General features: G+C 68.9%; 28 protein-coding genes and 1 pseudogene. 19 read left to right on the top strand and 10 right to left on the bottom strand.

The window, feature by feature from the left end; translation table 11 throughout:
* Window positions 1-21: 21 nt before the first annotated feature.
* Both H7J89_RS25680 and H7J89_RS25950 read left to right on the top strand, forming a co-directional pair.
* A complete protein-coding gene (locus H7J89_RS25680; RefSeq protein ID WP_276042163.1) occupies window positions 22-1,263 on the top strand; it encodes a PPE family protein in 1,242 nt (413 codons plus the stop codon).
* Between the two features lie 7 nt (window positions 1,264-1,270).
* A pseudogene (locus tag H7J89_RS25950) lies at window positions 1,271-1,471 on the top strand (PE/PPE C-terminal domain-containing protein); the annotation flags it as partial.
* A 35-nt stretch (window positions 1,472-1,506) separates the two neighbouring features.
* Here H7J89_RS25950 and H7J89_RS17130 read toward each other — a convergent pair.
* From H7J89_RS17130 to H7J89_RS17120, 3 genes are read right to left on the bottom strand one after another with little or no spacing between them, the layout of a single operon-like run.
* A complete protein-coding gene (locus tag H7J89_RS17130) occupies window positions 1,507-3,360 on the bottom strand; it encodes a GMC family oxidoreductase (protein WP_264044820.1) in 1,854 nt (617 codons plus the stop codon).
* Window positions 3,357-3,686: a hypothetical protein gene (locus H7J89_RS17125; RefSeq protein WP_067212893.1), complete on the bottom strand. Its 330-nt coding sequence runs from the start codon at window positions 3,684-3,686 to the stop codon at window positions 3,357-3,359. Before H7J89_RS17125 ends, H7J89_RS17130 begins: the two co-directional genes overlap by 4 nt.
* On the bottom strand, window positions 3,683-4,639 hold the full coding sequence (locus H7J89_RS17120) for a tocopherol cyclase family protein (protein ID WP_264044819.1): 957 nt from the start codon (window positions 4,637-4,639) through the stop codon (window positions 3,683-3,685). The genes H7J89_RS17125 and H7J89_RS17120 overlap by 4 nt, the downstream gene beginning before the upstream one ends.
* 42 nt (window positions 4,640-4,681) lie before the next feature.
* Here H7J89_RS17120 and H7J89_RS17115 point away from each other — a divergent pair, with 42 nt between their 5' ends.
* Window positions 4,682-5,434, top strand: coding sequence for a FadR/GntR family transcriptional regulator (locus tag H7J89_RS17115; RefSeq protein WP_264044818.1), 753 nt, complete (start codon window positions 4,682-4,684; stop codon window positions 5,432-5,434).
* Here H7J89_RS17115 and H7J89_RS17110 read toward each other — a convergent pair.
* Complete coding sequence (locus H7J89_RS17110) at window positions 5,397-6,182, bottom strand: DUF3109 family protein (RefSeq protein WP_264044817.1); 786 nt, start codon at window positions 6,180-6,182, stop codon at window positions 5,397-5,399. The two genes, H7J89_RS17115 and H7J89_RS17110, sit on opposite strands and share 38 nt — an antisense overlap.
* 115 nt (window positions 6,183-6,297) lie before the next feature.
* Here H7J89_RS17110 and H7J89_RS17105 point away from each other — a divergent pair, with 115 nt between their 5' ends.
* The 9 genes from H7J89_RS17105 to H7J89_RS17065 all read left to right on the top strand — a co-directional run bounded on the left by H7J89_RS17105 (window position 6,298) and on the right by H7J89_RS17065 (window position 13,775).
* Window positions 6,298-7,314, top strand: a complete 1,017-nt coding sequence (locus H7J89_RS17105) for a Ppx/GppA family phosphatase (protein WP_264044816.1) — start codon at window positions 6,298-6,300, stop codon at window positions 7,312-7,314.
* A complete protein-coding gene (locus H7J89_RS17100) occupies window positions 7,311-8,246 on the top strand; it encodes an Rv0497 family membrane protein (protein WP_264044815.1) in 936 nt (311 codons plus the stop codon). The genes H7J89_RS17105 and H7J89_RS17100 overlap by 4 nt, the downstream gene beginning before the upstream one ends.
* Before the next feature lie 24 nt (window positions 8,247-8,270).
* A complete protein-coding gene (locus tag H7J89_RS17095; RefSeq protein ID WP_264044814.1) occupies window positions 8,271-9,113 on the top strand; it encodes a sugar phosphate isomerase/epimerase family protein in 843 nt (280 codons plus the stop codon).
* 14 nt (window positions 9,114-9,127) lie between these two features.
* Window positions 9,128-9,967, top strand: coding sequence for a thioesterase family protein (locus tag H7J89_RS17090; protein ID WP_264044813.1), 840 nt, complete (start codon window positions 9,128-9,130; stop codon window positions 9,965-9,967).
* 27 nt (window positions 9,968-9,994) lie between these two features.
* Window positions 9,995-10,870: a pyrroline-5-carboxylate reductase gene (gene proC, locus H7J89_RS17085; protein WP_264044812.1), complete on the top strand. Its 876-nt coding sequence runs from the start codon at window positions 9,995-9,997 to the stop codon at window positions 10,868-10,870.
* 140 nt (window positions 10,871-11,010) lie between these two features.
* Window positions 11,011-11,265, top strand: a complete 255-nt coding sequence (locus H7J89_RS17080) for a cell division/environmental response transcriptional regulator (RefSeq protein WP_066956383.1) — start codon at window positions 11,011-11,013, stop codon at window positions 11,263-11,265.
* 159 nt (window positions 11,266-11,424) lie between these two features.
* Window positions 11,425-11,526 (top strand): 30S ribosomal protein bS22, encoded by a 102-nt coding sequence (locus tag H7J89_RS17075; RefSeq protein ID WP_003402602.1) that lies wholly within the window; start codon window positions 11,425-11,427, stop codon window positions 11,524-11,526.
* A gap of 51 nt (window positions 11,527-11,577) precedes the next feature.
* Entirely contained in the window at window positions 11,578-12,705 is a 1,128-nt protein-coding gene (locus H7J89_RS17070; protein WP_264044811.1) for an SDR family oxidoreductase, read from the top strand.
* Window positions 12,687-13,775 (top strand): lysophospholipid acyltransferase family protein, encoded by a 1,089-nt coding sequence (locus H7J89_RS17065; RefSeq protein ID WP_264044810.1) that lies wholly within the window; start codon window positions 12,687-12,689, stop codon window positions 13,773-13,775. The genes H7J89_RS17070 and H7J89_RS17065 overlap by 19 nt, the downstream gene beginning before the upstream one ends.
* A 59-nt stretch (window positions 13,776-13,834) precedes the next feature.
* On the opposite strand, the gene H7J89_RS17060 is transcribed toward H7J89_RS17065, so the two are convergent.
* The 5 genes from H7J89_RS17060 to H7J89_RS17040 form a co-directional block, all read right to left on the bottom strand.
* Window positions 13,835-14,764 carry a cyclopropane mycolic acid synthase family methyltransferase gene (locus H7J89_RS17060; protein WP_264044809.1) on the bottom strand — a complete coding sequence of 310 codons (930 nt, stop codon included), beginning with the start codon at window positions 14,762-14,764 and terminating at the stop codon, window positions 13,835-13,837.
* Between the two features lie 10 nt (window positions 14,765-14,774).
* The gene (locus H7J89_RS17055) at window positions 14,775-15,287 is read right to left on the bottom strand and encodes an FAS1-like dehydratase domain-containing protein (protein ID WP_264044808.1); all 513 of its coding nucleotides are present in this window, start codon (window positions 15,285-15,287) and stop codon (window positions 14,775-14,777) included.
* Between the two features lie 45 nt (window positions 15,288-15,332).
* Complete coding sequence (locus H7J89_RS17050) at window positions 15,333-16,244, bottom strand: HAD family hydrolase (RefSeq protein WP_264044807.1); 912 nt, start codon at window positions 16,242-16,244, stop codon at window positions 15,333-15,335.
* Window positions 16,245-16,410: 166 nt separating this feature from the next.
* Window positions 16,411-16,701 (bottom strand): WXG100 family type VII secretion target, encoded by a 291-nt coding sequence (locus tag H7J89_RS17045; protein ID WP_264044806.1) that lies wholly within the window; start codon window positions 16,699-16,701, stop codon window positions 16,411-16,413.
* The gene (locus H7J89_RS17040; protein WP_264044805.1) at window positions 16,694-17,002 is read right to left on the bottom strand and encodes a WXG100 family type VII secretion target; all 309 of its coding nucleotides are present in this window, start codon (window positions 17,000-17,002) and stop codon (window positions 16,694-16,696) included. The genes H7J89_RS17045 and H7J89_RS17040 overlap by 8 nt, the downstream gene beginning before the upstream one ends.
* Before the next feature lie 59 nt (window positions 17,003-17,061).
* On the opposite strand from H7J89_RS17040, the gene H7J89_RS17035 reads away from it, so the two are divergent.
* The 7 genes from H7J89_RS17035 (at window position 17,062) to H7J89_RS17005 (ending at window position 23,305) form a co-directional block, all read left to right on the top strand.
* Window positions 17,062-17,331, top strand: a complete 270-nt coding sequence (locus H7J89_RS17035) for a glutaredoxin family protein (protein ID WP_264044803.1) — start codon at window positions 17,062-17,064, stop codon at window positions 17,329-17,331.
* 102 nt (window positions 17,332-17,433) lie between these two features.
* Window positions 17,434-18,804, top strand: a complete 1,371-nt coding sequence (locus H7J89_RS17030) for a glutamyl-tRNA reductase (RefSeq protein ID WP_264044802.1) — start codon at window positions 17,434-17,436, stop codon at window positions 18,802-18,804.
* Between the two features lie 13 nt (window positions 18,805-18,817).
* Entirely contained in the window at window positions 18,818-19,762 is a 945-nt protein-coding gene (gene hemC / locus H7J89_RS17025; RefSeq protein ID WP_264044908.1) for a hydroxymethylbilane synthase, read from the top strand.
* A gap of 23 nt (window positions 19,763-19,785) precedes the next feature.
* Window positions 19,786-21,441, top strand: coding sequence for a bifunctional uroporphyrinogen-III C-methyltransferase/uroporphyrinogen-III synthase (locus H7J89_RS17020; protein WP_264044801.1), 1,656 nt, complete (start codon window positions 19,786-19,788; stop codon window positions 21,439-21,441).
* 52 nt (window positions 21,442-21,493) lie between these two features.
* On the top strand, window positions 21,494-22,477 hold the full coding sequence (hemB, locus tag H7J89_RS17015; protein ID WP_264044800.1) for a porphobilinogen synthase: 984 nt from the start codon (window positions 21,494-21,496) through the stop codon (window positions 22,475-22,477).
* Between the two features lies 1 nt (window position 22,478).
* Window positions 22,479-23,045 (top strand): transport-regulating membrane protein Mce1N, encoded by a 567-nt coding sequence (mce1N, locus tag H7J89_RS17010; protein WP_264044799.1) that lies wholly within the window; start codon window positions 22,479-22,481, stop codon window positions 23,043-23,045.
* Entirely contained in the window at window positions 23,042-23,305 is a 264-nt protein-coding gene (locus H7J89_RS17005) for a hypothetical protein (protein ID WP_264044798.1), read from the top strand. The genes mce1N and H7J89_RS17005 overlap by 4 nt, the downstream gene beginning before the upstream one ends.
* Here H7J89_RS17005 and H7J89_RS17000 read toward each other — a convergent pair.
* Entirely contained in the window at window positions 23,292-23,717 is a 426-nt protein-coding gene (locus tag H7J89_RS17000; protein WP_264044797.1) for an STAS domain-containing protein, read from the bottom strand. The genes H7J89_RS17005 and H7J89_RS17000 overlap by 14 nt on opposite strands.
* Window positions 23,718-23,906 lie beyond the last annotated feature (189 nt).

Below are 23,906 nucleotides of genomic sequence, written 5' to 3'. Positions count from 1 at the left end.
ACCGCGGAGAGGACTGACGACATGGACTTTGCGTCGCTGCCTCCAGAGGTCAACTCCGGACTGATGTACGCGGGCCCCGGGTCGGGGCCGATGCTGGCGGCCGCCGCGGGTTGGGATGCGTTGGCCGCCCAACTGGAGTCCACCGCCAGTGGCTACGCTGCCGAGCTCGCAGGGCTGACCGGCCAGGCGTGGTCCGGCCCGTCGTCGCTGCTGATGACGGCGGCGGCCACACCCTATGTGGAGTGGCTGTCCACTGCCGCCGCGCAGGCCGCGCAGACTGGCGTCCAGGCCTACGCGGCGGCGGCGGCCTACGAGGCGGCGTTCGCGATGACGGTGCCGCCGCCGGTGATCGCGGCCAATCGGGCGCAGCTGATGGCGCTGATCGCGACCAACTTCTTCGGGCAGAACACGCCGGCGATCGCGGCCACCGAAGCTCAATACATGCAGATGTGGGTCCAGGACGCCACGGCGATGTACGGCTATGCCGCGGCGTGTGAGACCGCCAGCACCCTAACCCCTTTCGACGAGCCACCGCAGACCACCAACCCCGCAGGGCAGGGCGCCCAGGCCCAGACGGTGGCGCAGGCCACCGGCCAGAACGCCACCAGTGTCACCCAGCAGCTGGCCTCGACCAACGCCACGATGCACACCCTCAGCTCCACCAGCGTCGGGCCCGTCGCTCCCGGCGAAACCGCCACCGCCGCCCCGGGCGACACCATCACCCTCGGGGCCGACACCGGCATGTTCCTCAACAGCGGCTCGATCACGATCACCGGCCCGGGCACTAACCTCATCAGCTTCGGCAGCGTTATCATGAACCCCGGCAGCACAATTCACACGATCATCGACTGTTCCGCGGACGGTGTTCTGATCCCCCAAGGCGTCGACTTCACCGCCGGAGCGAGTCCAGTCGTCCTCACCCCCGGCTCGTTCCAGGAAGTCTTGGTCACCCTCGTCAACGGCTCCGCCACGCTCCCCGTCGTCGGCACGGAACAGGTCGCCGTCCAGACCTTCGCGAACACCGCCACCGCTATCGCCGGCCCCGCCGGCGCGTCCATCACCAACGTCTTCGGCACCGTCAGCATCGCCTCCGTCACCCCCATCCCCAGCTCATCGAGTGCATTGGGGGCCGCTGTAGGCGGGCTGGCCTCGCCAGGCCTGGCGGGTACGGCAGGCATTCAGCCTCAGCTCGACGTGGACGGGTTGTCGGAATGGGCTCGAACCATCTCGGCTGCCGACCTGGCAACTGCCGGTTCAGGATAGGCAAATCGTGGCAGGAGGCGACGTGCGGTGGCCTTTCCATCCCTCGTCCGGGGTTGGCGCGCCGTCCGCAGGGGTCGGCGAGGCGGCCTCGCTCGGTTCGCTGTCCGTGCCGCCGGCCTGGACGGCGACCGCCCCGCAGGTCGAACCGGCGCTGTCGTCAACGGCTTTCAGCGTGGATGCCGCGCCGCCGGGGCGCACGTTCCGGGAGGCGCTCATGGCAACGGTGACCGGGCGCGCACTCGATCAGCTGCGCGCGCCCACCACTTCGTCGGCCACGCCCAACGCCAGCGCCATGATCGACACCTGCGGGTTCACCTCCGGGCAGCTCGGCAGGATCGAGGCGTCGGCGACCCATACGCCATCCACGCCGCGCAGCCGCCCGGTCTCGTCGACCGGACAGACCTGAGCGTCGACGCCGGCGGCTGCCGTGCCCGTCGGATGAAAGGCGGCCAGGTGCAAGCTCCTTGGGTCGCTGCGGCGCAAGGCGTCCTGCAGGGCGGGCAGCGACGTCACCGTCGTCGCGCCGGGTAAACCGGTGAGCACCTCGGTCGCCCCCGCCGCGAACAACAGCCGGCCCATGGCCTCGATCGCGACGACGAGCTTGGCGATGTCGGCGCGGGAGATGTTGTAGCGCACCAGCGTTTCGCCGCGCACCGAGGACACCGAGCCGACGCCGCGATCGGCCACCATGGCGCCGAATGTCGCGACGCGGGGCGCGTTGTCCAGCCAGCCGAGCAGCTCGGCGCCGTAGCCGGGAAACACCATCGAACCCATGCCGGGTGGGGTCGAGGTCGCTTCGATCAGCACGCCGTGTGATTCGTGAAGCTCGTGAACCGCGGCGCTTTGCAGCACCCCGTGCCACGCGACGACGTCGTCCTCGAAACGCCCGGCGAGCATCGTTGCCGGATGCAGCGCCAGGTTGCGGCCGAGCCGCGGGTGCGCACCGAAGCCGCTGCGCCGCAACAGCCCTGGCGTCTCGGTGGCGCCGGCCGCCACGATGACCGTGTCGGCCAGCACGTCCAGCGCCGTGCCGTCATCCCGGCGGGCCCGCACGCCCCGGGCGCGCCCGTGCCGATGCAACACCCGCTCGACGCGGGCATCGGAGATTATCCGTGCGCCCGCCGCGCACGCCTCGGGCAGCGCGTTGAGGTGCACGCCGAACTTGGCGTTGCGGGGACAACCGATCGCGCACTGGCAACAGCCTTCACAGCCCGGCGCGTTGCGCGGAATCGGCGCCGCCCGCCAGCCCAGCGTGGCGGCGGCATCCAGCAGCAGCCGCCCGTTGCGGCCCATGATCTCCAGCGGCACCGGGGCAACCCGCAGCGTGTGCTCGACGTCGTCGAGGCGCTCGGTCAGCCGGTCCGAATCGGCGAGGGCAAGCCCGAACTCGTCGCGCCAGCGCCGCTGCACGGCCGCCGGCGGGCGATAGCAGGTGCCGGAATTCACCACCGTGGTGCCGCCGACCGCCCGGCCGATGGGCAGCACCACCGACGGACGTCCCAGGGCGATGGTGGCCCCGGCGCCGCGGTACAACCCCGCATAGCGGTCGATGGGATGAGTGGTGCGGAATTCCTCGACCGTCCACCGGCGCCCCTCCTCGAGAACGACGACGTCCAGTCCGGCCCGCGCCAGGGTGCGGGCCACCATCGCGCCCCCGGCACCGGACCCGACAATCACCGCATCCGCGGTGACGACGGAACCGCTCTCGGCCGAGGAGACGACGTTCACCGTCGCGTCGGGGCGGGCCGTTCCCTGCTCTTTGGCATGCGAAAGCAGTTCCGGCGCATAGGTTTCCGCGCCATTGGCCAAGAGCACGACCGCCTTCATGGCCTCGACGGCCGCGCCGGCGTCCGGGCTCAGCGCGGCGACGCGCCGCACCACCTGCTCGCGCCGGTCGGGGCCGAGCCGGGGCAGTGACCGCCCGGTGGTGACGTAGCTCGCCGCGGCCAGCGCGAGCATCCCGGCGCGCATCGCGACCCGCGATGTCGTCGGCAGCTGTCGCAAGTAGCGTTCGACGCGGTCGGTCAGATCGGGCGGTGTTGGGCCGCCGTATTCCTCGGGTAGTAACGCGCTCCCGAACGACCCGACCAGGCTCATATCACCCGCGCGAGCCGGCGGCCCATCTTGATGAAGAACGGATAGGTGGCGAAGATGGCAGCCGCCGCGGCGTGCAGCGGCCAGTCCGCTTCAGCGGTGTTCACGCCGAAAACCCCGCTGTTCCACATGAAGTCGCGGCCATTGCGGGCGCGGAAGGGCCGCCACAACACTCCCAATCCGGGGACGTTGTTGTACAGCCCGAACGACCCGCCGAAGAAGACGCCCAGCGTGGCGGCCTCGGCCACATCGCGACGGTCGGCGGGCAGCCGCCGCTCGATGAGCACGCCGGAGGCGAACAGCAGTGGTGGGTCCAGCAGAAAGCTCATGTCGGAATCCTTTCGTTGACGTCGGGTGCCGCGCGGCCGCGCAGGCCCACTTCGGCGTGCCCGGTGCCCAGCACCGACCAGTGCCGGTCGTCGATCTCGATGTGGACGTCGGCTTGTTCGGTGTTGGTGCACACCGCCTTGCCGCCGTCGGGATCGGTGTATTGCAGGCTCACGCACCTGTCCTCGGGCTGGTCGATCCGGATGAGAACCCGGCGACCGCCGATGCGTCCCTCCAGCTGCCAGTGCGCCAGACCGAGCGTCGTGCGCATCCGCAGTGACGGCAATGGGCTTGCGGGCCAATCCTTTCCGTCGATCCGAAACCGGATGAACGCCATCGGCGCGAGCCTGTTCAGGCCCGGCTTGTGCGAGACGGCGGTGACCGCCTCGCACACGTCGCCGTTGCCGAGGTCGGCATGGACCCATGCCCAGCGTTTGGCATTGCCGTGCCCGTAGATGTGCGCGACGCCGCCGCGCCACCCCTCGATGCGCGCGGCGGCGTCGTTGATGGTCAATGAGCCGGTGAAGTCGGCGGTGGGGGCCAGGACGACCTGGGCGCCCGGCAGCAGCTCGCGCTCCCAGGCGGCGCGGGGAAACGTCCACAGGGGTGCGCCGGTGTCGGTCCAGGACAGATCCCAGGCGAGTGATCCGGCGCGTCCGCTCAGCCGTTCCTCGCCCACCCGCACGCCCTCGGCGTCGAACCACCATGGGCCGGCCGCGGGCCGGGTGGGCACGGGCCCGAACCGCTCCGTGCGGGGCGGCCCGTCGGGGGCAAACCAGGTGGTCCAGCCGTGCGCGTAGGCAGCGTCGGCGCCGGGCAGCGGGGCCACCGTCTCGCAGTGCACCCACAGCCCCGCGCGCGTCACCGGATCCGAGAGGGTGGCGTACCAGACCTCCAGGCGCCCGGCCTTGCCGCGCCAGCGCGGGGCCGCCGCCGATCGCATCTCGCCGTCCATTGCTCACCTCCCGTGGGTCCGTCCACTATATTGGTTGAGCCAATGAACCAGTCAAGTCCGCTGCGCCCGCCCGACCGCCAACGCGTCGATGAACAGATCGCCGCGTCCATCACCGACGCCATCCTCGACGGCGCGTTTCCGCCGGATTCGGCGTTGCCGCCCGAGCGCGAACTCGCCGAACAGCTCGGTGTCAACCGCACGTCGCTGCGGCAGGGGCTGGCCAGGCTGCAGCAAATGGGCCTGATCGAAGCCCGGCACGGCAGCGGCAACGTGGTCGCTGACCCGCAGGCGCTCACCCACCCTGCCGTCGTCGAGGCGCTGGTCCGCAAACTGGGCCCCGAGTTCCTGGTGGAACTGTTCGAAATCCGGGCCGCCCTGGGCCCGTTGATCGGCCGGTCGGCCGCGCGGCACGGCGCCCGCGGGGATGCCGAGGCGCTACGCGTCGCGTTGGCCGCGGTCGGCGGGGCCGACAGTGCGGCCGCGCGCCAGGCCGCCGACCTCGCCTACTTCCGGGTGCTCATCCATCACAGCGGCAACCGCGCGCTGGCGTTGCTGTACCGCTGGGTGGAGCACGCCTTCGGCGGCCGCGAGCACGACCTCACCGCCGCTTATGACGACGCCGGGCCCGTGGTAGCCGGCCTCAGTGCCATCACCGACGCCGTGCTGTCGGGCGACGAGGATGGGGCGGCCGCGGCGGTGGAGGAGTACCTGCGCGCCAGCGCACAGCGAATGGTTTTGTCTTACAACAAGACTGAAGCTACTCGGCGAGGCGAGTCGCCGGATGGACCGCGATGAGCCCCAACTTGCTGCGGCGCTTGCACATCGCCGCCAGCTCCGCGTAGGCCTTGGCGCCGAGCAGCTCGGTGAGCTCGTCGGCCATGCTCTCCCACACCTGCTTGGCGCCGACATGGGCGCCGGGGTCGCCGGTGCAGTACCAATGCAGGTCGGCACCCCCGGAGCCCCAGCCGCGCCGATCGTATTCGGTGACAGTGGTTTTGAGGATTTCGGTGCCGTCGGGCCGCGTCACCCACTCCTGGCTGCGCCGGATGGGCAACTGCCAGCAGACGTCGGGCTTCATGGTCAACGGCGCGACGCCCAGCTTGAGGGCCTTGCTGTGCAGCGCGCACCCGGGGCCGGCGGGGAAGCCGGGCCGGTTCAAGAAGATGCAGGCGTCCTTGTGTTTGCGGGTGCGGTACTGGGCCTGCCCGTCGTGCTCGTCGAGCTCGAGATATCCCTTGCGGCCCAAGCCCTTTTCGCGGAACTGCCAGTCGTCGTCGGTCAGGTGCTGCACGGCGTCGTCGAGCCGGGCGCGGTCGTCGTCGTCGGATAAGAACGCCCCGTGCGAACAGCATCCGTCGTCCGGGCGGCCGGCCACCGTGCCGTGGCAGGCGGGCGTGCCGAACACGCATGTCCAGCGGGACAGCAACCAGGTGAGATCGGCCGCGATCAGGTGCTCGGGATTGTCCGGGTCGTAGAACTCCACCCACTCACGGGCGAAGTCGAGTTCGACCTCGTGCCCCGGCCCCGGATAAGCATTCGCCACGGGTCCACGTTAGTCGACGATTCCGGCTCTTCGGCCTGCTGACACTCGGGGCCCGACGGTGCAACATCGGCAACCTCCACAGCGGGCCGCATCTTCGCCGACTAGGTTGTTTCCCGTGCGATTGGGCGTGCTCGACGTGGGCAGCAACACGGTGCATCTGCTGGTGGTTGATGCGCACCGTGGTGGGCATCCCACGCCTATGAGTTCGACCAAGGCCACGCTGCGCCTCGCCGAGTCCATCGACAGCTCCGGCAAGATCACCAAGCGCGGCGCCGAGAAACTCATCTCCACGATCGACGAGTTCGCCAAGATCGCCGACAGCTCGGGCTGCGCCGAGCTGATGGCCTTTGCCACGTCCGCGCTCCGTGACGCGGTGAACTCCGACGACGTGCTCACCCGCGTCCGCAAAGAAACCGGTGTCGAGCTGGAGGCTCTCAGTGGCGTCGACGAGTCGCGGCTGACCTTTCTGGCCGTGCGTCGCTGGTACGGGTGGAGCGCGGGGCGGATCATCAACCTCGACATCGGTGGCGGCTCGCTGGAAATGTCCAGCGGCGTCGACGAGGAGCCCGAGGTTGCCCTGTCGCTGCCCCTTGGTGCGGGCCGATTGACCCGCGAATGGCTGCCCGACGATCCGCCCGGCCGGCGCCGGGTGGGGATGCTGCGGGACTGGCTGGACGCCGAGCTCGCCGATGCCGCCGTGACCGTGCTGGAAGCCGGCGCCCCCGACCTGGCGGTGGCGACGTCCAAGACGTTCCGCTCCCTGGCACGGCTCACCGGCGCGGCGCCGTCGGCGGCCGGACCGCGGGCGAAAAGGACGCTCACAGCAAACGGCCTCAGGCAACTCATATCTTTCATCTCTAGGATGACGACCGCTGACCGGGCCGAACTGGAAGGGGTGAGCGCCGAGCGGGCGCCGCAGATCGTGGCGGGTGCGCTGGTGGCGGAGGCGAGCATGCGAGCGCTGTCGATTGAATCGGTGGATATCTGCCCGTGGGCATTACGGGAAGGTCTCATCTTGCGCAAACTCGACAGCGAAGCCGACGGAACGCCCCTCATGAAGCGATCCGTGCGCGATGCTGGAGGCCAGGCAGGTGATCGGGACGGGAACCGATCGAGAGGCGACAAAGCATGACCGGACCACATTCCGAGACCGAGAGCCCCGGCACTCGGCCGATCTCGGTGGCCGAACTTCTGGCCAAGAACGGAACCATCGGCGCCCCGGCAGTCACCCGGCGCCGGCGCCGCCGCCGCGGCGACAGCGACGCGGTGACCGTCGCCGAGCTGACCGGCGAGATTCCGGTCATCCGTGACGACCAAGAGGACCCCCGCACGGCCGAACGGCCCGGCGCCGAACCCGTCGTTGCCGCCTCGGAGCAGCAAACCGAAGACAAGCCCGCCACCGCGTACTGGTCGCAGCCGGAGCCGCGCTGGCCCAAGTCGCCGTCGCAACCCAGGACGGCGGCGGGGCCTGAGCGCAGCGCGTATCCCCGCCCCCTGAGCCACCTGGAGGCGGGGGAGACCAACGGCGCCGGGCAATCCGGTGCCGAGGGCATGAATCCCGACCCGCTGGACCACTACAGCGATCTCCCGGTGGACGTGATGGATTCGGAGGTGCGCGACGCCGAACCCGTGCAGGAGGACTCCGCATACGTGCGTTCCTTCCTGCGCACCGAGATCGACGAGGCCGACGAGGACGCGGACCCGCTGGCCACCGGATTCGTGGCGGACGAGGATCACCTCGACGGCGAGACCGTGCGCGCGGCCGCGGCCACCGACGTCCACCCGGCGCAGGGCAGGCTCGAGTCGCTGTGGCGCGGCAGCTTGGTCGTATTTCAGTCGATTCTGGCCGTCGCTTTCGGCGCGGGATTGTTCGTCGCCTTCGACCAGTTGTGGCGCTGGAACAGCATCGTGGCCTTGGTGCTCTCGGTGCTGGTGATCCTGGGCCTGGTGGCCGGCGTTCGGGTGGTGCGCAAGACCGAGGACATCGCCAGCACGTTGATCGCGGTGGCGGTGGGGTCGCTGATCACCCTGGGCCCCTTGGCGCTGTCGTTGCAGTCGGGCTAGGCGGACCCGGAACCACACAGACCGTTGCGCCCAGCTATCAAAGTCGGACTTTCGACGGCCTCGGTGTACCCATTGCGGGCCGAGGCCGCCTTCGAGTACGCGGCCCGGCTCGGCTACGACGGCGTCGAGCTGATGGTGTGGGCCGAGTCGGTCAGCCAGGACATCAACGCCGTCCAGAAGCTGTCCCGCCGCTACCGCGTACCGGTGTTGTCGGTGCACGCGCCCTGCCTGCTCATCTCGCAGCGGGTGTGGGGCGCCAACCCGATCTCCAAGCTGGACCGCAGCGTGCGGGCCGCAGAGCAACTCGGCGCGCAGACCGTCGTCGTGCACCCGCCGTTTCGCTGGCAGCGTCGCTACGCCGAGGGATTCAGCGACCAGGTCGCCGAGCTGGAAGCGTCGAGCGAGGTGATGGTCGCGGTGGAAAACATGTTCCCGTTCCGGGCGGACCGGTTCTTCGGGTCCGGCCAATCGCGGGAGCGGATGCGCCGGCGCGGCGGCGGCCCGGGGCCGGCGATATCGGCGTTCGCGCCCTCGTACGACCCGCTGGACGGCAACCACGAGCACTACACCCTGGACCTGTCCCACACCGCGACCGCCGGCAGCGACTCGCTGGACATGGCGGAGCGGATGGGGGGCGGGTTGGTCCACCTGCACCTGTGCGACGGCAGCGGTCTGCCCGCTGACGAGCACCTGGTCCCCGGACGTGGCACGCAGCCCACCGCCGAGGTGTGCCAGATGCTGGCCGGCAGCCACTTCGCCGGCCACGTCATCCTGGAGGTGTCCACGTCCAGCGCGCGCAGCGCCAGTGAGCGTGAAAGCATGCTCGCCGAATCGCTGCAGTTCGCCCGCACACACCTGCTCCGCTGACAACCCAGGAGACCATGAACGCGCTATTCACCACCGCAATGGCCTTGCGGCAGGTCGACCCCGGTGTCTTCGAAGGCGAGCTCAACAAGCACTGGACCATCGGTCCGAAGGTGCACGGCGGCGCGATGCTCGCGCTGTGTGCCAAGGCCGCCCGCAGCGCGGCTGGTGAGCAGGCCGGCTTGGGGCCGGTGCTGGAACCGGTCGCGGTCTCGGCGAGCTTCCTGTGGGCCCCCGATCCGGGGCCGATGCGGCTGGTGACCTCGATCCGCAAGCGCGGCCGCCGGATCAGCGTCGTCGACGTCGAGCTCACCCAGGGCGACCGCACCGCGGTGCATGCCGTGGTCAATCTCGGCGAGCCGGAGCACTTTCCGCCGGACGGTGATGCCAAGCCGCTGCTGTCGGCCAACCCCGTGGTGGATCTGATGGCACCCGAGCCGCCCGACGACATCGCGCCGATCGGGCCCGGCCACCCGCTGGCCGGCCTGGTGCACCTGGGCGAAGGGTGCGACGTGCGACCCGTGCTGTCGACGTTGGGACCGTCCGCCGACGGCGGCCCGCCGGTGATCCAGATGTGGGCGCGTCCGCGGGGCGTGGCCCCCGACGCGCTGTTCGCGCTCATGTGCGGGGACCTCTCGGCGCCCGTGACCTTTGCCGTGGAACGGACCGGCTGGGCGCCGACGGTCCAGCTGACCGCATTCCTGCGCGGCCTGCCCGCCGACGGGTGGCTGCGAATCATCGCGACGTGCACGGAGATCGGGCACGACTGGTTCGATGAGGACCACACCGTCGTCGACAGCCTGGGCCGTCTCGTGGTCCAAGCCCGCCAACTGGCGCTGGTCCCTGCCGCCGGGTAGCCGCCGCTGTCTGCGATGCTGTCGGGCATGGCAAGAATCGCGATCGTCGGTGGCGGCAGCATCGGGGAGGCGCTGCTGTCGGGTCTGCTGCGCGCGGGCCGGCAGGTCAAAGACCTGGTGGTGGCCGAACGGGTTCCGGAGCGCGCCCAGTATCTGGCCGACACCTATTCCGTGCTGATCACGTCGGTGGCCGATGCGGTGGAGAACGCGTCCTTCGTCGTGGTCGCGGTGAAACCCGGCGATGTCGAGCCGGTGATGGCGGAGCTGGCCCGGGTGGCCGCCGAGTCCGAGAGCGACTCCGCCGAGCAGGTGTTCGTCACGGTGGCGGCCGGGATCGGCATCTCGTACTTCGAGTCGAAGCTTCCCGCCGGCACACCGGTGGTCCGGGCGATGCCGAACGCGGCGGCGCTGGTCGGCGCGGGGGTGACGGCGCTGGCCAAGGGCCGGTTCGTCACCGTCCCGCAGCTCGAGGGCGTCTCGGCGCTGTTCGACTCGGTCGGCGGGGTGCTGACCGTGCCGGAAGCCCAGATGGACGCCGTGACGGCGCTGTCGGGGTCCGGCCCGGCGTACTTCTTCTTGATGGTGGAGGCCCTGGTGGACGCCGGGGTCGCCGCGGGCCTGAGCCGGGACGTGGCCGCCGACCTGACGGCGCAGACGATGGCCGGGTCCGCGGCCATGCTGCTGGAACGGATGGACGCCGAGCGGCGGCCGGGCGAGGGGGAGGCGCCTGGGTTGCGGGTGGACGCCACGGCGACGCAGCTGCGGGCGACCATCACCTCACCCGGTGGCACCACCGCCGCGGGGCTTCGCGAACTGGAAAAGGGCGGACTGCGGGCGGCCGTCGATGCGGCGGTTCAGGCCGCCAAAACGCGCTCTGAGCAGCTAAGAATTACATCGGAGTAATCCAAGAATTTTAAACTGATTGTCCCCCACCAGTACCAGTAACCCCATTAGTCCCGCTATTCTCCTCTTTGTATGCACGTGTGGGTGCCAGCGGAGGGGAAGCCGCTGGCATTGCGCGGGCCTGACACGATTGGGTTGCGATGACGTCTACGAACGGGCCATCGGCGCGAGATTCTGCTGGTAAGCGGGACGCCGGTTCCGGCGAGGGCCAGCAGGGCAGGACACAATTCTTGACGGTCGCCGAGGTGGCGGCGCTGATGCGGGTCTCCAAGATGACGGTGTACCGACTGGTGCACAACGGCGAGCTGCCCGCGGTCCGGGTCGGGCGGTCTTTCCGGGTGCACGCCAAGGCGGTGCACGACATGCTGGAGACGTCTTACTTCGACGCGGGCTGACCCTGAAACTGGCCGCTCGCGCGGAGTGTGCGGGCAGCCAGCGGTGCGCTCCGCGGTTACGCGGCGGTCGTCGACGCCGGTTTGGTGTTCGGTGCGTCCCGCCGGGTAAAGTGTCCGGGTCAATCCTGCAAGCAGGTCACGGGTCAGATAGCGGAGTTCATGGGTTCAGTAATCAAGAAGCGGCGCAAGCGCATGTCCAAGAAGAAGCACCGCAAGTTGTTGCGCCGCACGCGGGTGCAGCGCAGAAAACTCGGCAAGTAGGCCCGCCCGCGGCGTAGTGCTGCGGTCTCTGTCGGTGGATAGGCTGTCTGGGTGGATCAGTCGAGTGGGGAAGGCGCCGGAACCGGCGACGCCGCGAGCAACACGGTGCATTACCCCAAGGTTGTGCTGGTCACCGGTGCGTGCCGGTTCCTGGGCGGCTACCTGACCGCTCGGCTCGCGCAGAACCCGATGATCAACGCGGTCATCGCGGTGGACGCGATCGCGCCCAGCAAGGACATGCTGCGCCGGATGGGCCGCGCGGAGTTCGTCCGCGCCGACATCCGTAATCCCTTCATAGCCAAGGTGATTCGCAACGGCGACGTCGACACTGTGGTGCACGCGGCGGCGGCGTCGTACGCTCCGCGGTCCGGGGGCACCGCGGCGTTGAAGGAAATCAACGTGATGGGCGCGATGCAGCTGTTCGCGGCCTGCCAGAAGGCGCCCTCGGTGCGCCGCGTCGTGCTCAAGTCGACCTCCGAGGTGTACGGCTCGAGCGCTCACGATCCGGTGATGTTCACCGAGGACAGCACCAGCCGTCGACCGCTGCGCGGGGGTTTCGCCAAGGACAGTCTCGACATCGAGGCCTACGCGCGCGGCCTGGGCCGGCGCCGCCCCGATATCGCCGTGACGATCCTGCGCCTGGCCAACATGATCGGGCCGGCCATGGACACCACGCTGTCGCGGTACCTGGCCGGGCCGCTGGTGCCCACGATGTTCGGCCGCGACGCGCGCCTGCAGCTGCTGCACGAGCAGGATGCGCTGGGCGCGCTGGAGCGAGCGGCGATGGCCGGCAAGGCCGGCACCTTCAACATCGGCGCCGACGGGATCATCATGCTGTCGCAGGCGATCCGGCGGGCCGGCCGGATTCCGTTGCCGGTACCCGGTTTTGGCGTCTGGGCGCTCGATTCGCTGAGGCGGGCCAATCGCTACAACGAGATCAGCCGCGATCAGTTCGCCTACCTGAGTTACGGCCGGGTCATGGACACCACCCGGATGCGCTCGGAGCTCGGATACCAGCCGAAATGGACGACGGCCGAGGCTTTCGACGACTACGTTCGCGGCCGCGGCATGACTCCCATTATCGACCCGCATCGGGTACGCTCCCTGGAAGGTCGAGCCATATCTTTAGCTCAGCGCTGGGGTAGCCGAAATCCAGTTCCGTGGGGTGGGGTCAGGTAGGTATCGTGGCTGGTGAAACCAGAGCCAATGTCATTCCACTGCATACAAATCGGGGTCGGGTAGCGGCGCGTAAAAGAGCCGACCAGCGGGCGGAGTCAGCTCGCCAGCATCCTTCCTTGCTTTCGGACCCGCACGGTCGGGCCTCGGCCGAACAGATCGCCGCCGTCGTCCGCGAGATCGACGAGCATCGTCGTGCCGCGGGCGCGGGGTCGGCGGACGCCCCGCTCAACGAACTCGCTCAGCGCGTCGCCGCGGTTGCCGGCTTCCTGCGTCAGCGGCTCACCGGTGACTACACCGTCGACGAGTTCGGCTTCGATCCGCACTTCAACAGCGCGATCGTCCGGCCGTTGCTGAGGTTCTTCTTCCGGTCGTGGTTCCGGGTCGAGGTCAGCGGAATCGAAAACCTGCCCAGCGACGGGGCCGCGTTGGTGGTGGCCAACCACGCCGGGGTGTTGCCGTTCGACGGGCTGATGTTGTCGGTGGCCGTCCACGACGAGCATCCCGGCCAGCGGGACCTGCGGTTGCTCGCCGCCGACATGGTGTTCGACCTGCCCGTGGTGGGTGAGGCCGCCCGCAAGGCGGGCCACACCATGGCCTGCACGACGGACGCGCACCGGCTGCTCGCCGCCGGGGAACTGACCGCCGTGTTCCCGGAGGGCTACAAGGGGCTGGGGAAGCGCTTCGAGGACCGCTACCGGTTGCAGCGGTTCGGCCGCGGGGGCTTCGTGACGGCCGCGCTGCGCACCAAGGCGCCCATCATCCCGTGCTCGATCATCGGTTCGGAAGAGATCTATCCGATGCTGACCGATGTGAAGCTGCTCGCCCGGCTGTTCGGCCTGCCCTACTTCCCGATCACGCCGCTGTTCCCGCTGGCGGGGCCGGCCGGGCTGGTGCCGCTGCCGTCGAAGTGGCGCATCGCGTTCGGTGAGCCCATCTACACCAACGACTACGCCGCCTCCGACGCCGAGGACCCGATGGTTACCTTCGAGTTGACCGATCAGGTTCGCGAGACGATCCAGCAGACGCTGTACCGCTTGCTCGCCGGCCGGCGCAACATCTTCTTCGGCTGAACCTCTCCTGACGCGAAAACGCCCCGGAGCCAACGGCTTCGGGGCGTTTTGCGCTTGGATTACTTGACCATTGTGAACTGGCAGACGTTGGTGTAGCCGTCGCGGAACAAGTCCGAGCAGCCCCGCAAGTACTTCAGGTAGATGTCGTAGGTCTCCTGCCCCTTCAGGGCGATCGCCTCGTCCTTGTGCGCCTCGAGGGCATCCCCCCAGGCGGTCAGCGTCGGCACGTAGTTCTTGCCGATGAAGTGGTGTCGCTCGATCTTGAAACCCGCATCGGTCGCGTACTTGTCGACCAGGTTGACCTGGGGCAACTTTCCGCCCGGGTAGATCTCCTTGAGGATGAAGCTGATGAACCGCAGCAGGGTCATGTTCACCTGCAAGCCCATCGCTTTGCCCTCCTCGGCGGTGGGCACCACGATCGAGTGCAGCAGCATGCGGCCGTCGTCGGGCAGCAGGTCGTAGTACTTCTTGAAGAAGGTGGCGTACCGCTCGTACCCGGCGTCGCCGGCGCCGTCGGCGAAGTGCTCGAACGCGCCCAGCGACACGATGCGGTCGATCGGTACGTCCCCGGGGAATTCCTCCCAGCCCTGGATCCGCACCTCTTTGCGGCGGGGGCTGTCCATCTTGTCGAATTCGGCCACGCAGTGGGCGTACTGGTTCTCGCTCAGCGTCAGGCCGATGACGTTGACGTCGTACTCGGCCACCGCGTGCCGCATGGTCGAACCCCAGCCACTGCCGATGTCGAGCAGCGTCATGCCGGGCTCGAGGTTCAGCTTGTCCAGGGCCAGCTTTCGCTTGGCGTACTGCGCCTCTTCCAGCGTCTTGGTCAGATTCTGCGGGTCCGGATTCTCGTCGAAGTATCCGCAGCTGTAGGTCATCGACGGGTCAAGCCAGAGCTTGAAGAATTCGTTCGACTTGTCGTAATGGGACCGGACCTTCTCGACCGGTGGCTTGAGCTGGGTGCTACCCGTTTCCCCCTGTGAAGTCATTGATTCGAACCTACTTTCCCGCTGATATGGACGCGACTGCCGCGACGGTTGCTTCGTGGTCGGCTTCGTTGTTTGCGGCTTCCCCCAGCATCGTGACTGTACTGGTGATCACCGGTTTGCCCTCGGCGTCCGTGACCTCGCTGCGGATCTCTGTGATCACGGCGCCATGGGACTCAATGACAGAGTCTAGATAGGTGTCGAAGTAAAGCCTATCCCCGGCGACGATCGGCCGGTGGAACTTGAATTTCTGGTCTCGGTGCATGACCCGCGCGATGTTGATCGGAATGCTGAACTTGGTGAAGATCTCCAGCTGCACACGCCGGCCCGCGATGGCGAGGAATGTGAGCGGGGCCACCAGCGCGTCATACCCGGCGGCCGCGGCGTCCGCCTCGCTGAAGTGCGTCGGATGATCGTCCCTGATGGCGAGCGCGAACTCCCGGATCTTCTCGCGGCCGACGAGGAAGTAATCCGGCGCCCGGTAATGGCTGCCGATGAGCCCTTCGGCTCCCTTGGGGATTGTCATACCGCTGTCGCTCTCCGCTCGAGTAGGTCTCAGCGGCGCAGCCTATCAGCGCGATTGTCGTCGGGACGCCACCGCGGCCAGTGCGCCGCCGGCCGCCCCCAGCGCCAACGCCGACGGCACCCCGATCCGCGCGGCCTTGCGGGCGGTGCGAAAGTCGCGGATCTCCCAGCCCCGTTCGCGGGCCAGAGTGCGCAGCCGGGCATCGGGGTTGATGGCGACGGCGGTGCCCACCAACGACAGCATGGGCACGTCGTTGAAGCTGTCGGAGTAGGCGGTGCAGCGTTTGAGGTTGAGCCCCTCCCGGATGGCCAGCGACCGCACGGCGTGCGCCTTCCCGGTGCCGTGCAGAATGTCGCCGACCAGCCGCCCGGTGAATACGCCGTCGACGGACTCGGCCACGGTGCCCAGGGCGCCGGTCAGGCCGAGCCGCCGCGCGATGGTCGCCGCGAGTTCGTACGGCGTCGCGGTGATCAGCCAGACCTGCTGGCCCGCGTCGAGGTGCATCTGCGTGAGCTCGCGGGTGCCCGGCCAGATCTTGTCGGCGATGATCTCGTCGTAAATCTCCTCGCCCAAGGCCACCAGCTGTTCGACCGAGCGGCCCTCGATGAAGGCGAGCGCTTTGCGCCGGCCGGCGGCGACGTCGTTGCTGTTCTCCTTGCCGAGGATCTGGAATTTGGCCTGGGCGTAGATGAAGCCGAGCACATCGCGGTAGGTGAAGTAGTTGCGCGCCGCCAGCCCGCGGCCGAAGTGCACCGCCGAGGAGCCCTGCACCAACGTGTTGTCCACGTCGAAGAAGGCGGCCGCGGTCAAATCGATCGGCGGCTGCGGGCGATCCTCGGCGGCGGTTTCCTTTTCGGCCTGCAGGCCTTCCAGCGCGCGGGCGGCGCTGGCTTCGGCGGCCAGCGACTCCAAGTCAACGCGACTGAGGTCTCCGTTGACCGGGTCAGAGGAAGTCATCGCCAAACCTCCTAGATCGCTGTGTTGCCTGACGANCCAGTGGGTCCCGACGTTCAACCCTATCCGGGAGGCGTGGGGAGGGCTGGGTATGTCCGGCTTCTCGTCCGCGTCCGATCGGCTCGGGGGTGCGGCCTATTGACTTCCCCGGGGCAGCGCCGCACCTAGCTCACGACCACATACCGAGATTCGTCGACATGGCGCCGGTGTAGTTGCCGTGGGCGGTCGTGGCTGCCTTCTCGAGTTGCGCCAGCGCCTCACGCATCATCGCCTCGCCGCGCACCCAGTGCCGATGCGCCTCGGCATGGGCCGCGGCGGCCTCACCGGTCCACGCGGTGTGCAAACGTGTTACCCGAGAATCGATTTCGGTGATCATGTCCTCGGCATAGCGCTGAAACGCCGTCATGCGCTGCACCGCATCGGCCAGCGCTTGGGGATCCACCCGGAACGCCTCAGCCACCACGCACCGCCCGCTCGGCCCGGGCGGACCCGGCCTCGTTGGCCTGATAGCCCTCGCCGGCCTCACCTACCAGGTGCGCCAGCATCGACAGGCCGAGCTGTACCTCGCGGGCGCCCCGATGCCAGAGCTCCCATGCGGAGGCGTATGCGGTTCCCGACGCTCCCTGCCAGCCGCCCAGCATCTGACCCACCCGATCGTCGAGTCGGCTCAGCTCGGCCGAAAGCTGCTCGGCGGCGCCGCCGATGGAGACGGCATGGCTTTGCATCACCACCGGATCAACCCGCAGGATCTCGTCAGCCATAGCCGGAACATAACGCCTGGTAGGTGGCCTCACAAGTCACCGATGCGACACTTGTGACCATGACCGACGCCCCCCGGCGGCCACACGTGGAATTGCTGACCCGAGACGGCTGCACCATCTGCGAGCGGGTACACGCCCGGCTCGGCGAATTGGCGGCTGAGCTGGGCTTCGACCTGTCGACGATCGACGTGGACGCTGCCGCCTCGGCCGGAAGTCCGGCACTGCGAGCCGAGTTCGGCGATCGGCTGCCCGTGATCCTGCTCGACGGCCGCGAGCACAGTTACTGGGATATCGACGAGGCCAGGCTGCGCGCGGATCTCGCTCGATGAGGGCCGCCGGGCAATTATTTGGTAGCCCACCTGATAAACGATTACCGTGGAAACCAGTTCAATTACTGGAGAAAGCAAGGGAGCTGGCCAGGTGATGCTGCCGTGAGCGTCTTGCTTTTCGGGGTTTCGCACCGCAGTGCGCCGGTTTCCGTCCTGGAACAACTCACCATCGACGAATCCGATCAGGGCAAGATCGTCGACCGGGTGTTGCAGTCGCCGCTGGTGACCGAGGCGATGGTGCTGTCGACGTGCAACCGGGTCGAGGTCTACGCGGTGGTGGATGCGTTCCACGGCGGGCTGGCGGCAATCGGTCAGGTGCTGTCGGATCACTCCGGAATGTCGATGGGGGACCTGACCAAGTACGCGTACGTCCGGTACAGCGAGGCCGCCGTCGAGCACCTGTTCGCGGTGGCCAGTGGACTGGACTCCGCGGTCGTGGGTGAGCAGCAGGTGCTCGGCCAGGTCCGCCGCGCCTATGCCACCGCGGAAACCAACCGCACGGTCGGCCGGGTGCTGCATGAGCTGGCTCAGCGGGCGCTGTCGGTGGGGAAGCGGGTGCATTCCGAGACCGCCATCGACGCGGCGGGCGCCTCGGTGGTGTCGGTCGCCCTGAACATGGCCGAACGCCGGCTGGACGGGCTGCAGGGCAAGACCGCCGTGCTGGTCGGCGCCGGCGCGATGGGCGCCCTGGCGGCGGCCCACCTGACCCGGGCCGGCATCCGGCACGTGCAGGTCCTGAATCGCTCGTTGTCCCGGGCACAGCGGTTGGCCCGCAAGCTCCGTGAATCCGGTGTGCAGGCCGACGCGATGTCGCTCGACCACTTGGCCGACGCGGTGGCTGACGCCGACGTCATGGTCAGTTGCACGGGCGCGGTGAGCCCGGTCGTCACGCTGGCCGACGTGCACCACGCGCTGGCCGCCGCGCGCCGCGACGAGTCGACCCGCCCGCTGGTGATCTGCGACCTGGGCATGCCGCGTGACGTGGACCCCGCGGTCGCCGGTCTGCCCGGTGTGTGGGTCGTCGACGTGGACCGCGTGCAGCATGAGCCGTCGGCGCACGCCGCGGCCTCCGATGTCCACGCCGCGCGCCACATCGTCGCCGCCGAGGTCGCCGCCTACCTGGCGGGGCAGCGCATGGCCGAGGTCACGCCGACGGTGACCGCCCTGCGCCAGCGCGCCGCCGACGTGGTGGAGGCCGAGCTGCTGCGCCTGGACAACCGGCTGCCCGGCCTACAGAGCGCGCACCGCGAGGAGGTGGCGCGCACCGTGCGGCGGGTGGTGGACAAGCTGCTGCACGCGCCCACCGTGCGGATCAAACAACTCGCCAGCGCCCCCGGCGGGGACAGCTACGCCGAAGCGCTGCGCGAACTCTTCGAACTCGACCAGACCGCCGTCGATGCCGTAGCTGCCGGTGAATTGCCCGTCATCTCAACGGGATTCGATGCCGGAACGCACGAACCGTCCGCCGAGTAGCCGATTGGCGAACGTGATCCGGATAGGTACCCGGGGCAGTCTCTTGGCCACCACCCAGGCCGGCGTCGTCAGGGACGCCCTGATCGCCAACGGTCATCCCGCGGAGCTGGTGATCATCACCACCGCCGGCGACCGGTCGTCGGCGCCCATTGAGACCTTGGGCGTCGGCGCCTTCACCACCGCCCTGCGCGAGGCCATGAACGACGGCCGGGTGGACGCCGCCGTGCACTCCCACAAGGATTTGCCCACGGCGGACGACCCGCGGTTCACCATCGCGGCCATTCCGCCGCGGAACGACCCCCGCGACGTGGTGGTGGCCCGCGACGGGCTGGTGCTCGGTGAGTTGCCGGCCGGTTCGCTGGTGGGCACCTCGTCCCCGCGGCGGGCCGCGCAGCTTAGAGCATTGGGTCTCGGTTTGGAAATCCGCCCCCTACGAGGCAACCTAGATACCAGGTTGAACAGGGTAAGCAATGGTGATCTCGACGCGATCGTGGTAGCTCGGGCCGGACTGGCCCGGCTCGGTCGGCTCGACGATGTCACCGAGACGTTAGAGCCGGTGCAGATGTTGCCAGCACCGGCTCAGGGTGCGCTCGCCGTCGAATGCCGCGCAAGCGATGGGTTGGTGGCAGTGCTGGCGGAGTTGGACGACGCCGACACGCGCGCGTCGGTCACTGCGGAGCGAGCCCTGTTGGCCGAACTGGAGGCCGGTTGTTCCGCACCGGTGGGCGCGATCGCCGAGGTGGTCGAGTCCATCGATGAGGAAGGCCGAGTCTTCGAAGAGCTGTCGCTGCGCGGGTGCGTGGCGGCACTGGACGGATCTGACGTGATCCGCGCGTCCGGCATCGGCACCGCCGATCGGGCGCGTGAGCTGGGGGTTTCGGTCGCCGCAGAGTTGTTCGAACTCGGCGCCCGAGAACTCATGCAGGAAGCGCGGCAGGACCCGGCACGAGGAAATTAATTGCGAGTGACGTGGGAGCGACAATGACGACGCGAGGGCGTAAGCCGAGACCCGGCCGCATCACGTACGTGGGTTCTGGTCCCGGCGATCCGGGACTTCTGACCACCCGGGCCGCCACGGTGCTGGCGAACGCCGCCTTGGTGTTCACCGACCCGGACGTGCCGGAGCCGGTGCTGGCGCTGATCGGCAAAGACCTGCCGCCGGTTTCGGGCCCGGCGCCCGCCGATGCCCCTGCCGGGCACGGCGACGCCGCCACCGGCGCGGAGCAACCCGCGGTGATATCGGCCGGTCCCGATGTCCGCCCGGCGCTCGGCGAGCCCGCCGAGGTGGCGAAGACGCTGACGGCCGAGGCCCGCAGCGGCGCCGACGTGGTGCGGCTGGTGGCTGGGGATCCGCTGACGGTCGACGCGGTCATCACCGAGGTGAACGCCGTCGCGCGGAGCCACCTGCACCTCGAGATCGTGCCCGGCCTGGCTCCCACGGACTCTGTGCCCACCTACGCGGGGTTGCCGTTGGGCTCGTCGCACACGGTCGCCGACGTGCGCGACCCACATGTGGACTGGGACGCTTTGGCCGCGGCGCCCGGCCCGCTGATCCTGCAGGCGACCACGTCGCATCTGGCCGATGCGGCGCGCACCCTGATCGAGCACGAGCTGGCCGAGACCACTCCGTGCGTGGTGACCGCGCACGGCACCACCTGTCAGCAGCGTTCGATCGAGACCACGCTGGGCGGTCTGACCGACTCGGCCGTGCTGGGCGCGACTGACCCGGCGGGCCCCTTGACCGGGCCGCTGGTGGTGACCATCGGCAAGACGGTGGCCAGCCGGGCGAAGCTGAACTGGTGGGAGAGCCGCGCCCTGTACGGCTGGACCGTGTTGGTGCCGCGCACCAAGGACCAGGCAGGCGAGATGAGCGAGCGGCTCACGTCCTACGGTGCGCTGCCGATCGAGGTGCCGACCATTGCCGTCGAGCCGCCGCGCAGCCCCGCCCAGATGGAACGGGCGGTCAAGGGCCTGGTCGACGGCCGCTTCCAGTGGGTGGTGTTCACCTCCACCAACGCGGTGCGCGCGGTGTGGGAGAAGTTCGGCGAGTTCGGTCTTGACGCCCGTGCCTTCTCCGGCGTGAAGATCGCCTGTGTCGGTGAGTCCACGGCCGATCGGGTGCGCGCCTTCGGGATTAGCCCCGAGCTGGTGCCGGCCGGCGAGCAGTCGTCGTTGGGTCTGCTCGACGACTTCCCGCCCTACGACAGCATTTTCGACCCGGTGAACCGAGTCCTGCTGCCGCGGGCCGACATCGCCACCGAGACGCTGGCTGAGGGGCTGCGCGAACGCGGCTGGGAGATCGAGGACGTCACCGCCTACCGGACGGTGCGGGCCGCCCCGCCGCCGGCGGAGACGCGGGAGATGATCAAGACCGGCGGGTTCGACGCCGTGTGCTTCACCTCGAGCTCCACGGTGCGCAACCTGGTCGGCATCGCCGGCAAGCCGCACGCGCGGACGATCATCGCCTGCATCGGTCCCAAGACCGCCGAGACCGCCGCCGAGTTCGGTTTGCGGGTGGACGTGCAGCCGGAAACGGCCGCTGTCGGCCCGTTGGTCGACGCTTTGGCCGAGCACGCCGCGCGGTTGCGCGCCGAGGGTGCGCTGCCACCGCCGCGTAAGAAGAGCCGCAGGCGCTAGTGGTTGCGGCGATCGCAAGCGCGGCGCAGCCGGGCGCAGCGGGTCGCCGCTGATGAGCCCATTCCCGCGGCAGCGCCCGCGTCGGCTCCGCTCCACCCCCGCGTTGCGCCGTTTGGTGGCGCAAACATCTTTGGAGCCAAGGCATTTGGTGCTGCCGATGTTCGTCGCCGACGGTATCGACGAACCGCGGCCGATCGCGTCGATGCCCGGCGTCGTGCAGCACACCCGCGACTCGCTGCGCAGCGCCGCGGCCGACGCCGTCAACGCCGGCGTTGGTGGGCTGATGCTGTTCGGCGTGCCTCGCGACGAGGACAAGGACTCGACGGGGTCGGCGGGCACCGACCCCGATGGCATCCTCAATCTCGCCCTGCGGGACCTGGCCAAGGATCTCGGCGACGCGACGGTATTGATGGCCGACACCTGCCTGGACGAGTTCACCGACCACGGCCATTGCGGCGTGCTGGACGCCAGGGGCCGGGTCGACAACGACGCCACCCTGGCCCGCTACGTGAAACTGTCTGTCGCACAGGCGGAGTCGGGCGCACACGTGGTCGGGCCGAGCGGGATGATGGACGGCCAGGTGGCCGCGATCCGCGACGGACTGGACGCCGCCGGTTACACCGACGTGGTGGTCTTGGCCTACGCCGCGAAATTCGCCTCGGCGTTCTACGGCCCCTTCCGCGACGCGGTCAGTTCCAGCCTGTCCGGGGACCGGCGCACGTATCAGCAGGAGCCGGGAAACTTCCGCGAGGCGCTGCGCGAGATCCGGCTGGACCTCGACGAGGGCGCGGACATCATCATGGTCAAACCCGCGATGGGTTACCTCGACGTGCTGGCCGCCGCCGCGGAGGTCTCGCCGGTGCCGGTGGCGGCCTACCAGGTGTCGGGGGAGTACGCCATGATTTGCGCTGCCGCCGCGAATAATTGGATCGACGAGCGGGTGGCGGCGCTCGAGTCGTTGACCAGCATCCGCCGTGCCGGAGCCGATATCGTGCTGACCTATTGGGCCGTGGACGCGGCCGGTTGGCTTTCGTGAGATGGGGCTTGCTTTGACATCACAGTCGACGAGGGGCGAGCCGAAGCCGTTGTTCTACGAGCCGGGCGCCAGCTGGTGGTGGGTGGCATGGGGCCCGGTGGCGGCGGGCTCGATGGTCCTGATCGAGGTCTGGAGCGGCGCCCCGGTGTCGTTCTTGATCCCGGTGATCTTCCTGATCCTGGTGTCCGGGTTCGTCGGATTGCAGGTCAAGGCGGCCCGGATCCACGTCTCGGTCGAGCTCACCGAAGACGCGCTGCGCCAAGGCACCGAGACCATCCTGGTGCGCGAGATCCTCAAGGTGTATCCCGACGCCGAAAACCACGAAGCGTCCGGTAAGGAGCTGGCCCGGTGGCAGTCGGCGCGGGCGCTCGGCGAATTGGTCGGGGTGCCCCGGGGCCGGATCGGTATCGGGCTCCAGCTGACCGGAAAACGCACCGTTCAGGCCTGGGCCCGCCGGCATCGTCAGCTCCGCGAGGCGCTGACCCCGCTGGTCCAGGAGCGGGTCGAACCCGCCCGCTCGGATGTCATCGACGCCGATCGTGACGACGACGCCGGGCCCGCACAGTGACCGCCCCACGCTGGGGTACCAGGGTGCTGGTCGAACTCGGCCTGGCCTGCGCGGCGTTCGTCGGCGCGGGAGTGAGCTGGTCGCGTTCGCATCACCCGGTGGCGGTGGCGCCCATCGCGGACGGGCAGCCGTTCACCACGTCAACGGTGTATGACCCGCAGCTGCTGTTGCTGACCCTGTTGCTGCTGACGAGCGCTGGGGTGCTGGCGGTGGTCGGAACCACCCGGCACCTCCGTGAGCGACGCCCTAAGACGTCCTGACCAGCGGTAGCGCCAGCCGACGGCGCAGGGCGATGGCGTCGGCCAGGTCCTGCAGAGCCTCGGGCACCGAATGTTCGTCCGAAAACCCGCTGTCACCCAGGGATTCGGTGACCGCCGGGCTCGCGACCAGCGTCCATTGCACCCCTTCGGCGCGGCAGTCGTCGTCGAAGGTTTGCAAAAGCGAAATGCCCGGCGCAGCAAATCCGGTGACGCCACTCATGTCGAGCACCACGCGGTCCTCTCCGAGGATAAAACGGCGAATGCACCCGGCGATTCGGTCGGCATTGAGAGCGTCGATTTCACCCCGGATCGTCACCACGGTGGCCAGCTGGCGACGGTGGGCCCGGATCCAAGCGCCGTCGCAGTGGAGGACGCCGTTTTGCTCCCGCGTCAGGACTTCGGCGATCGTCATGAACACCCCTCGCTCTCCGTGGCGTTCGCTGTGCTTCTGACGCTAAACCCCAAGCTTAAGGAGGGTGAAAGCCGCAGCTAACGGTTTGCTAAGAAGCGATTGTCACCGCCCTTCCCGCCGTTCCCGAGCAAAGGTCGCCAGGCGCGAATTGCGGGCGAAATGCCGCATGCCACACCACAACCGTCCGCG

The organism is Mycobacterium paraffinicum (genome assembly GCF_025822865.1).
GTDB classification, from domain to species: Bacteria; Actinomycetota; Actinomycetes; order Mycobacteriales; family Mycobacteriaceae; genus Mycobacterium; species Mycobacterium paraffinicum.
Note: the sequence above shows the minus strand (reverse complement) of the source record. Positions and strands in the feature narration are given on the sequence as shown.

What these genes read in the sequence shown, in the direction of transcription:
- H7J89_RS25680 (WP_276042163.1), top strand. Translation starts at nt 22, where the DNA reads ATGGACTTTGCGTCGCTGCCTCCAGAGGTCAACTCCGGACTGATGTAC.
- H7J89_RS17130 (WP_264044820.1), bottom strand. Translation starts at nt 3,360, where the DNA reads ATGAGCCTGGTCGGGTCGTTCGGGAGCGCGTTACTACCCGAGGAATAC.
- H7J89_RS17125 (WP_067212893.1), bottom strand. Translation starts at nt 3,686, where the DNA reads ATGAGCTTTCTGCTGGACCCACCACTGCTGTTCGCCTCCGGCGTGCTC.
- H7J89_RS17120 (WP_264044819.1), bottom strand. Translation starts at nt 4,639, where the DNA reads ATGGACGGCGAGATGCGATCGGCGGCGGCCCCGCGCTGGCGCGGCAAG.
- H7J89_RS17115 (WP_264044818.1), top strand. Translation starts at nt 4,682, where the DNA reads ATGAACCAGTCAAGTCCGCTGCGCCCGCCCGACCGCCAACGCGTCGAT.
- H7J89_RS17100 (WP_264044815.1), top strand. Translation starts at nt 7,311, where the DNA reads ATGACCGGACCACATTCCGAGACCGAGAGCCCCGGCACTCGGCCGATC.
- H7J89_RS17090 (WP_264044813.1), top strand. Translation starts at nt 9,128, where the DNA reads ATGAACGCGCTATTCACCACCGCAATGGCCTTGCGGCAGGTCGACCCC.
- proC (WP_264044812.1), top strand. Translation starts at nt 9,995, where the DNA reads ATGGCAAGAATCGCGATCGTCGGTGGCGGCAGCATCGGGGAGGCGCTG.
- H7J89_RS17080 (WP_066956383.1), top strand. Translation starts at nt 11,011, where the DNA reads ATGACGTCTACGAACGGGCCATCGGCGCGAGATTCTGCTGGTAAGCGG.
- H7J89_RS17075 (WP_003402602.1), top strand. Translation starts at nt 11,425, where the DNA reads ATGGGTTCAGTAATCAAGAAGCGGCGCAAGCGCATGTCCAAGAAGAAG.
- H7J89_RS17060 (WP_264044809.1), bottom strand. Translation starts at nt 14,764, where the DNA reads ATGACTTCACAGGGGGAAACGGGTAGCACCCAGCTCAAGCCACCGGTC.
- H7J89_RS17055 (WP_264044808.1), bottom strand. Translation starts at nt 15,287, where the DNA reads ATGACAATCCCCAAGGGAGCCGAAGGGCTCATCGGCAGCCATTACCGG.
- H7J89_RS17050 (WP_264044807.1), bottom strand. Translation starts at nt 16,244, where the DNA reads ATGACTTCCTCTGACCCGGTCAACGGAGACCTCAGTCGCGTTGACTTG.
- H7J89_RS17040 (WP_264044805.1), bottom strand. Translation starts at nt 17,002, where the DNA reads ATGGCTGACGAGATCCTGCGGGTTGATCCGGTGGTGATGCAAAGCCAT.
- H7J89_RS17035 (WP_264044803.1), top strand. Translation starts at nt 17,062, where the DNA reads ATGACCGACGCCCCCCGGCGGCCACACGTGGAATTGCTGACCCGAGAC.
- H7J89_RS17020 (WP_264044801.1), top strand. Translation starts at nt 19,786, where the DNA reads ATGACGACGCGAGGGCGTAAGCCGAGACCCGGCCGCATCACGTACGTG.
- hemB (WP_264044800.1), top strand. Translation starts at nt 21,494, where the DNA reads ATGAGCCCATTCCCGCGGCAGCGCCCGCGTCGGCTCCGCTCCACCCCC.
- mce1N (WP_264044799.1), top strand. Translation starts at nt 22,479, where the DNA reads ATGGGGCTTGCTTTGACATCACAGTCGACGAGGGGCGAGCCGAAGCCG.
- H7J89_RS17000 (WP_264044797.1), bottom strand. Translation starts at nt 23,717, where the DNA reads ATGACGATCGCCGAAGTCCTGACGCGGGAGCAAAACGGCGTCCTCCAC.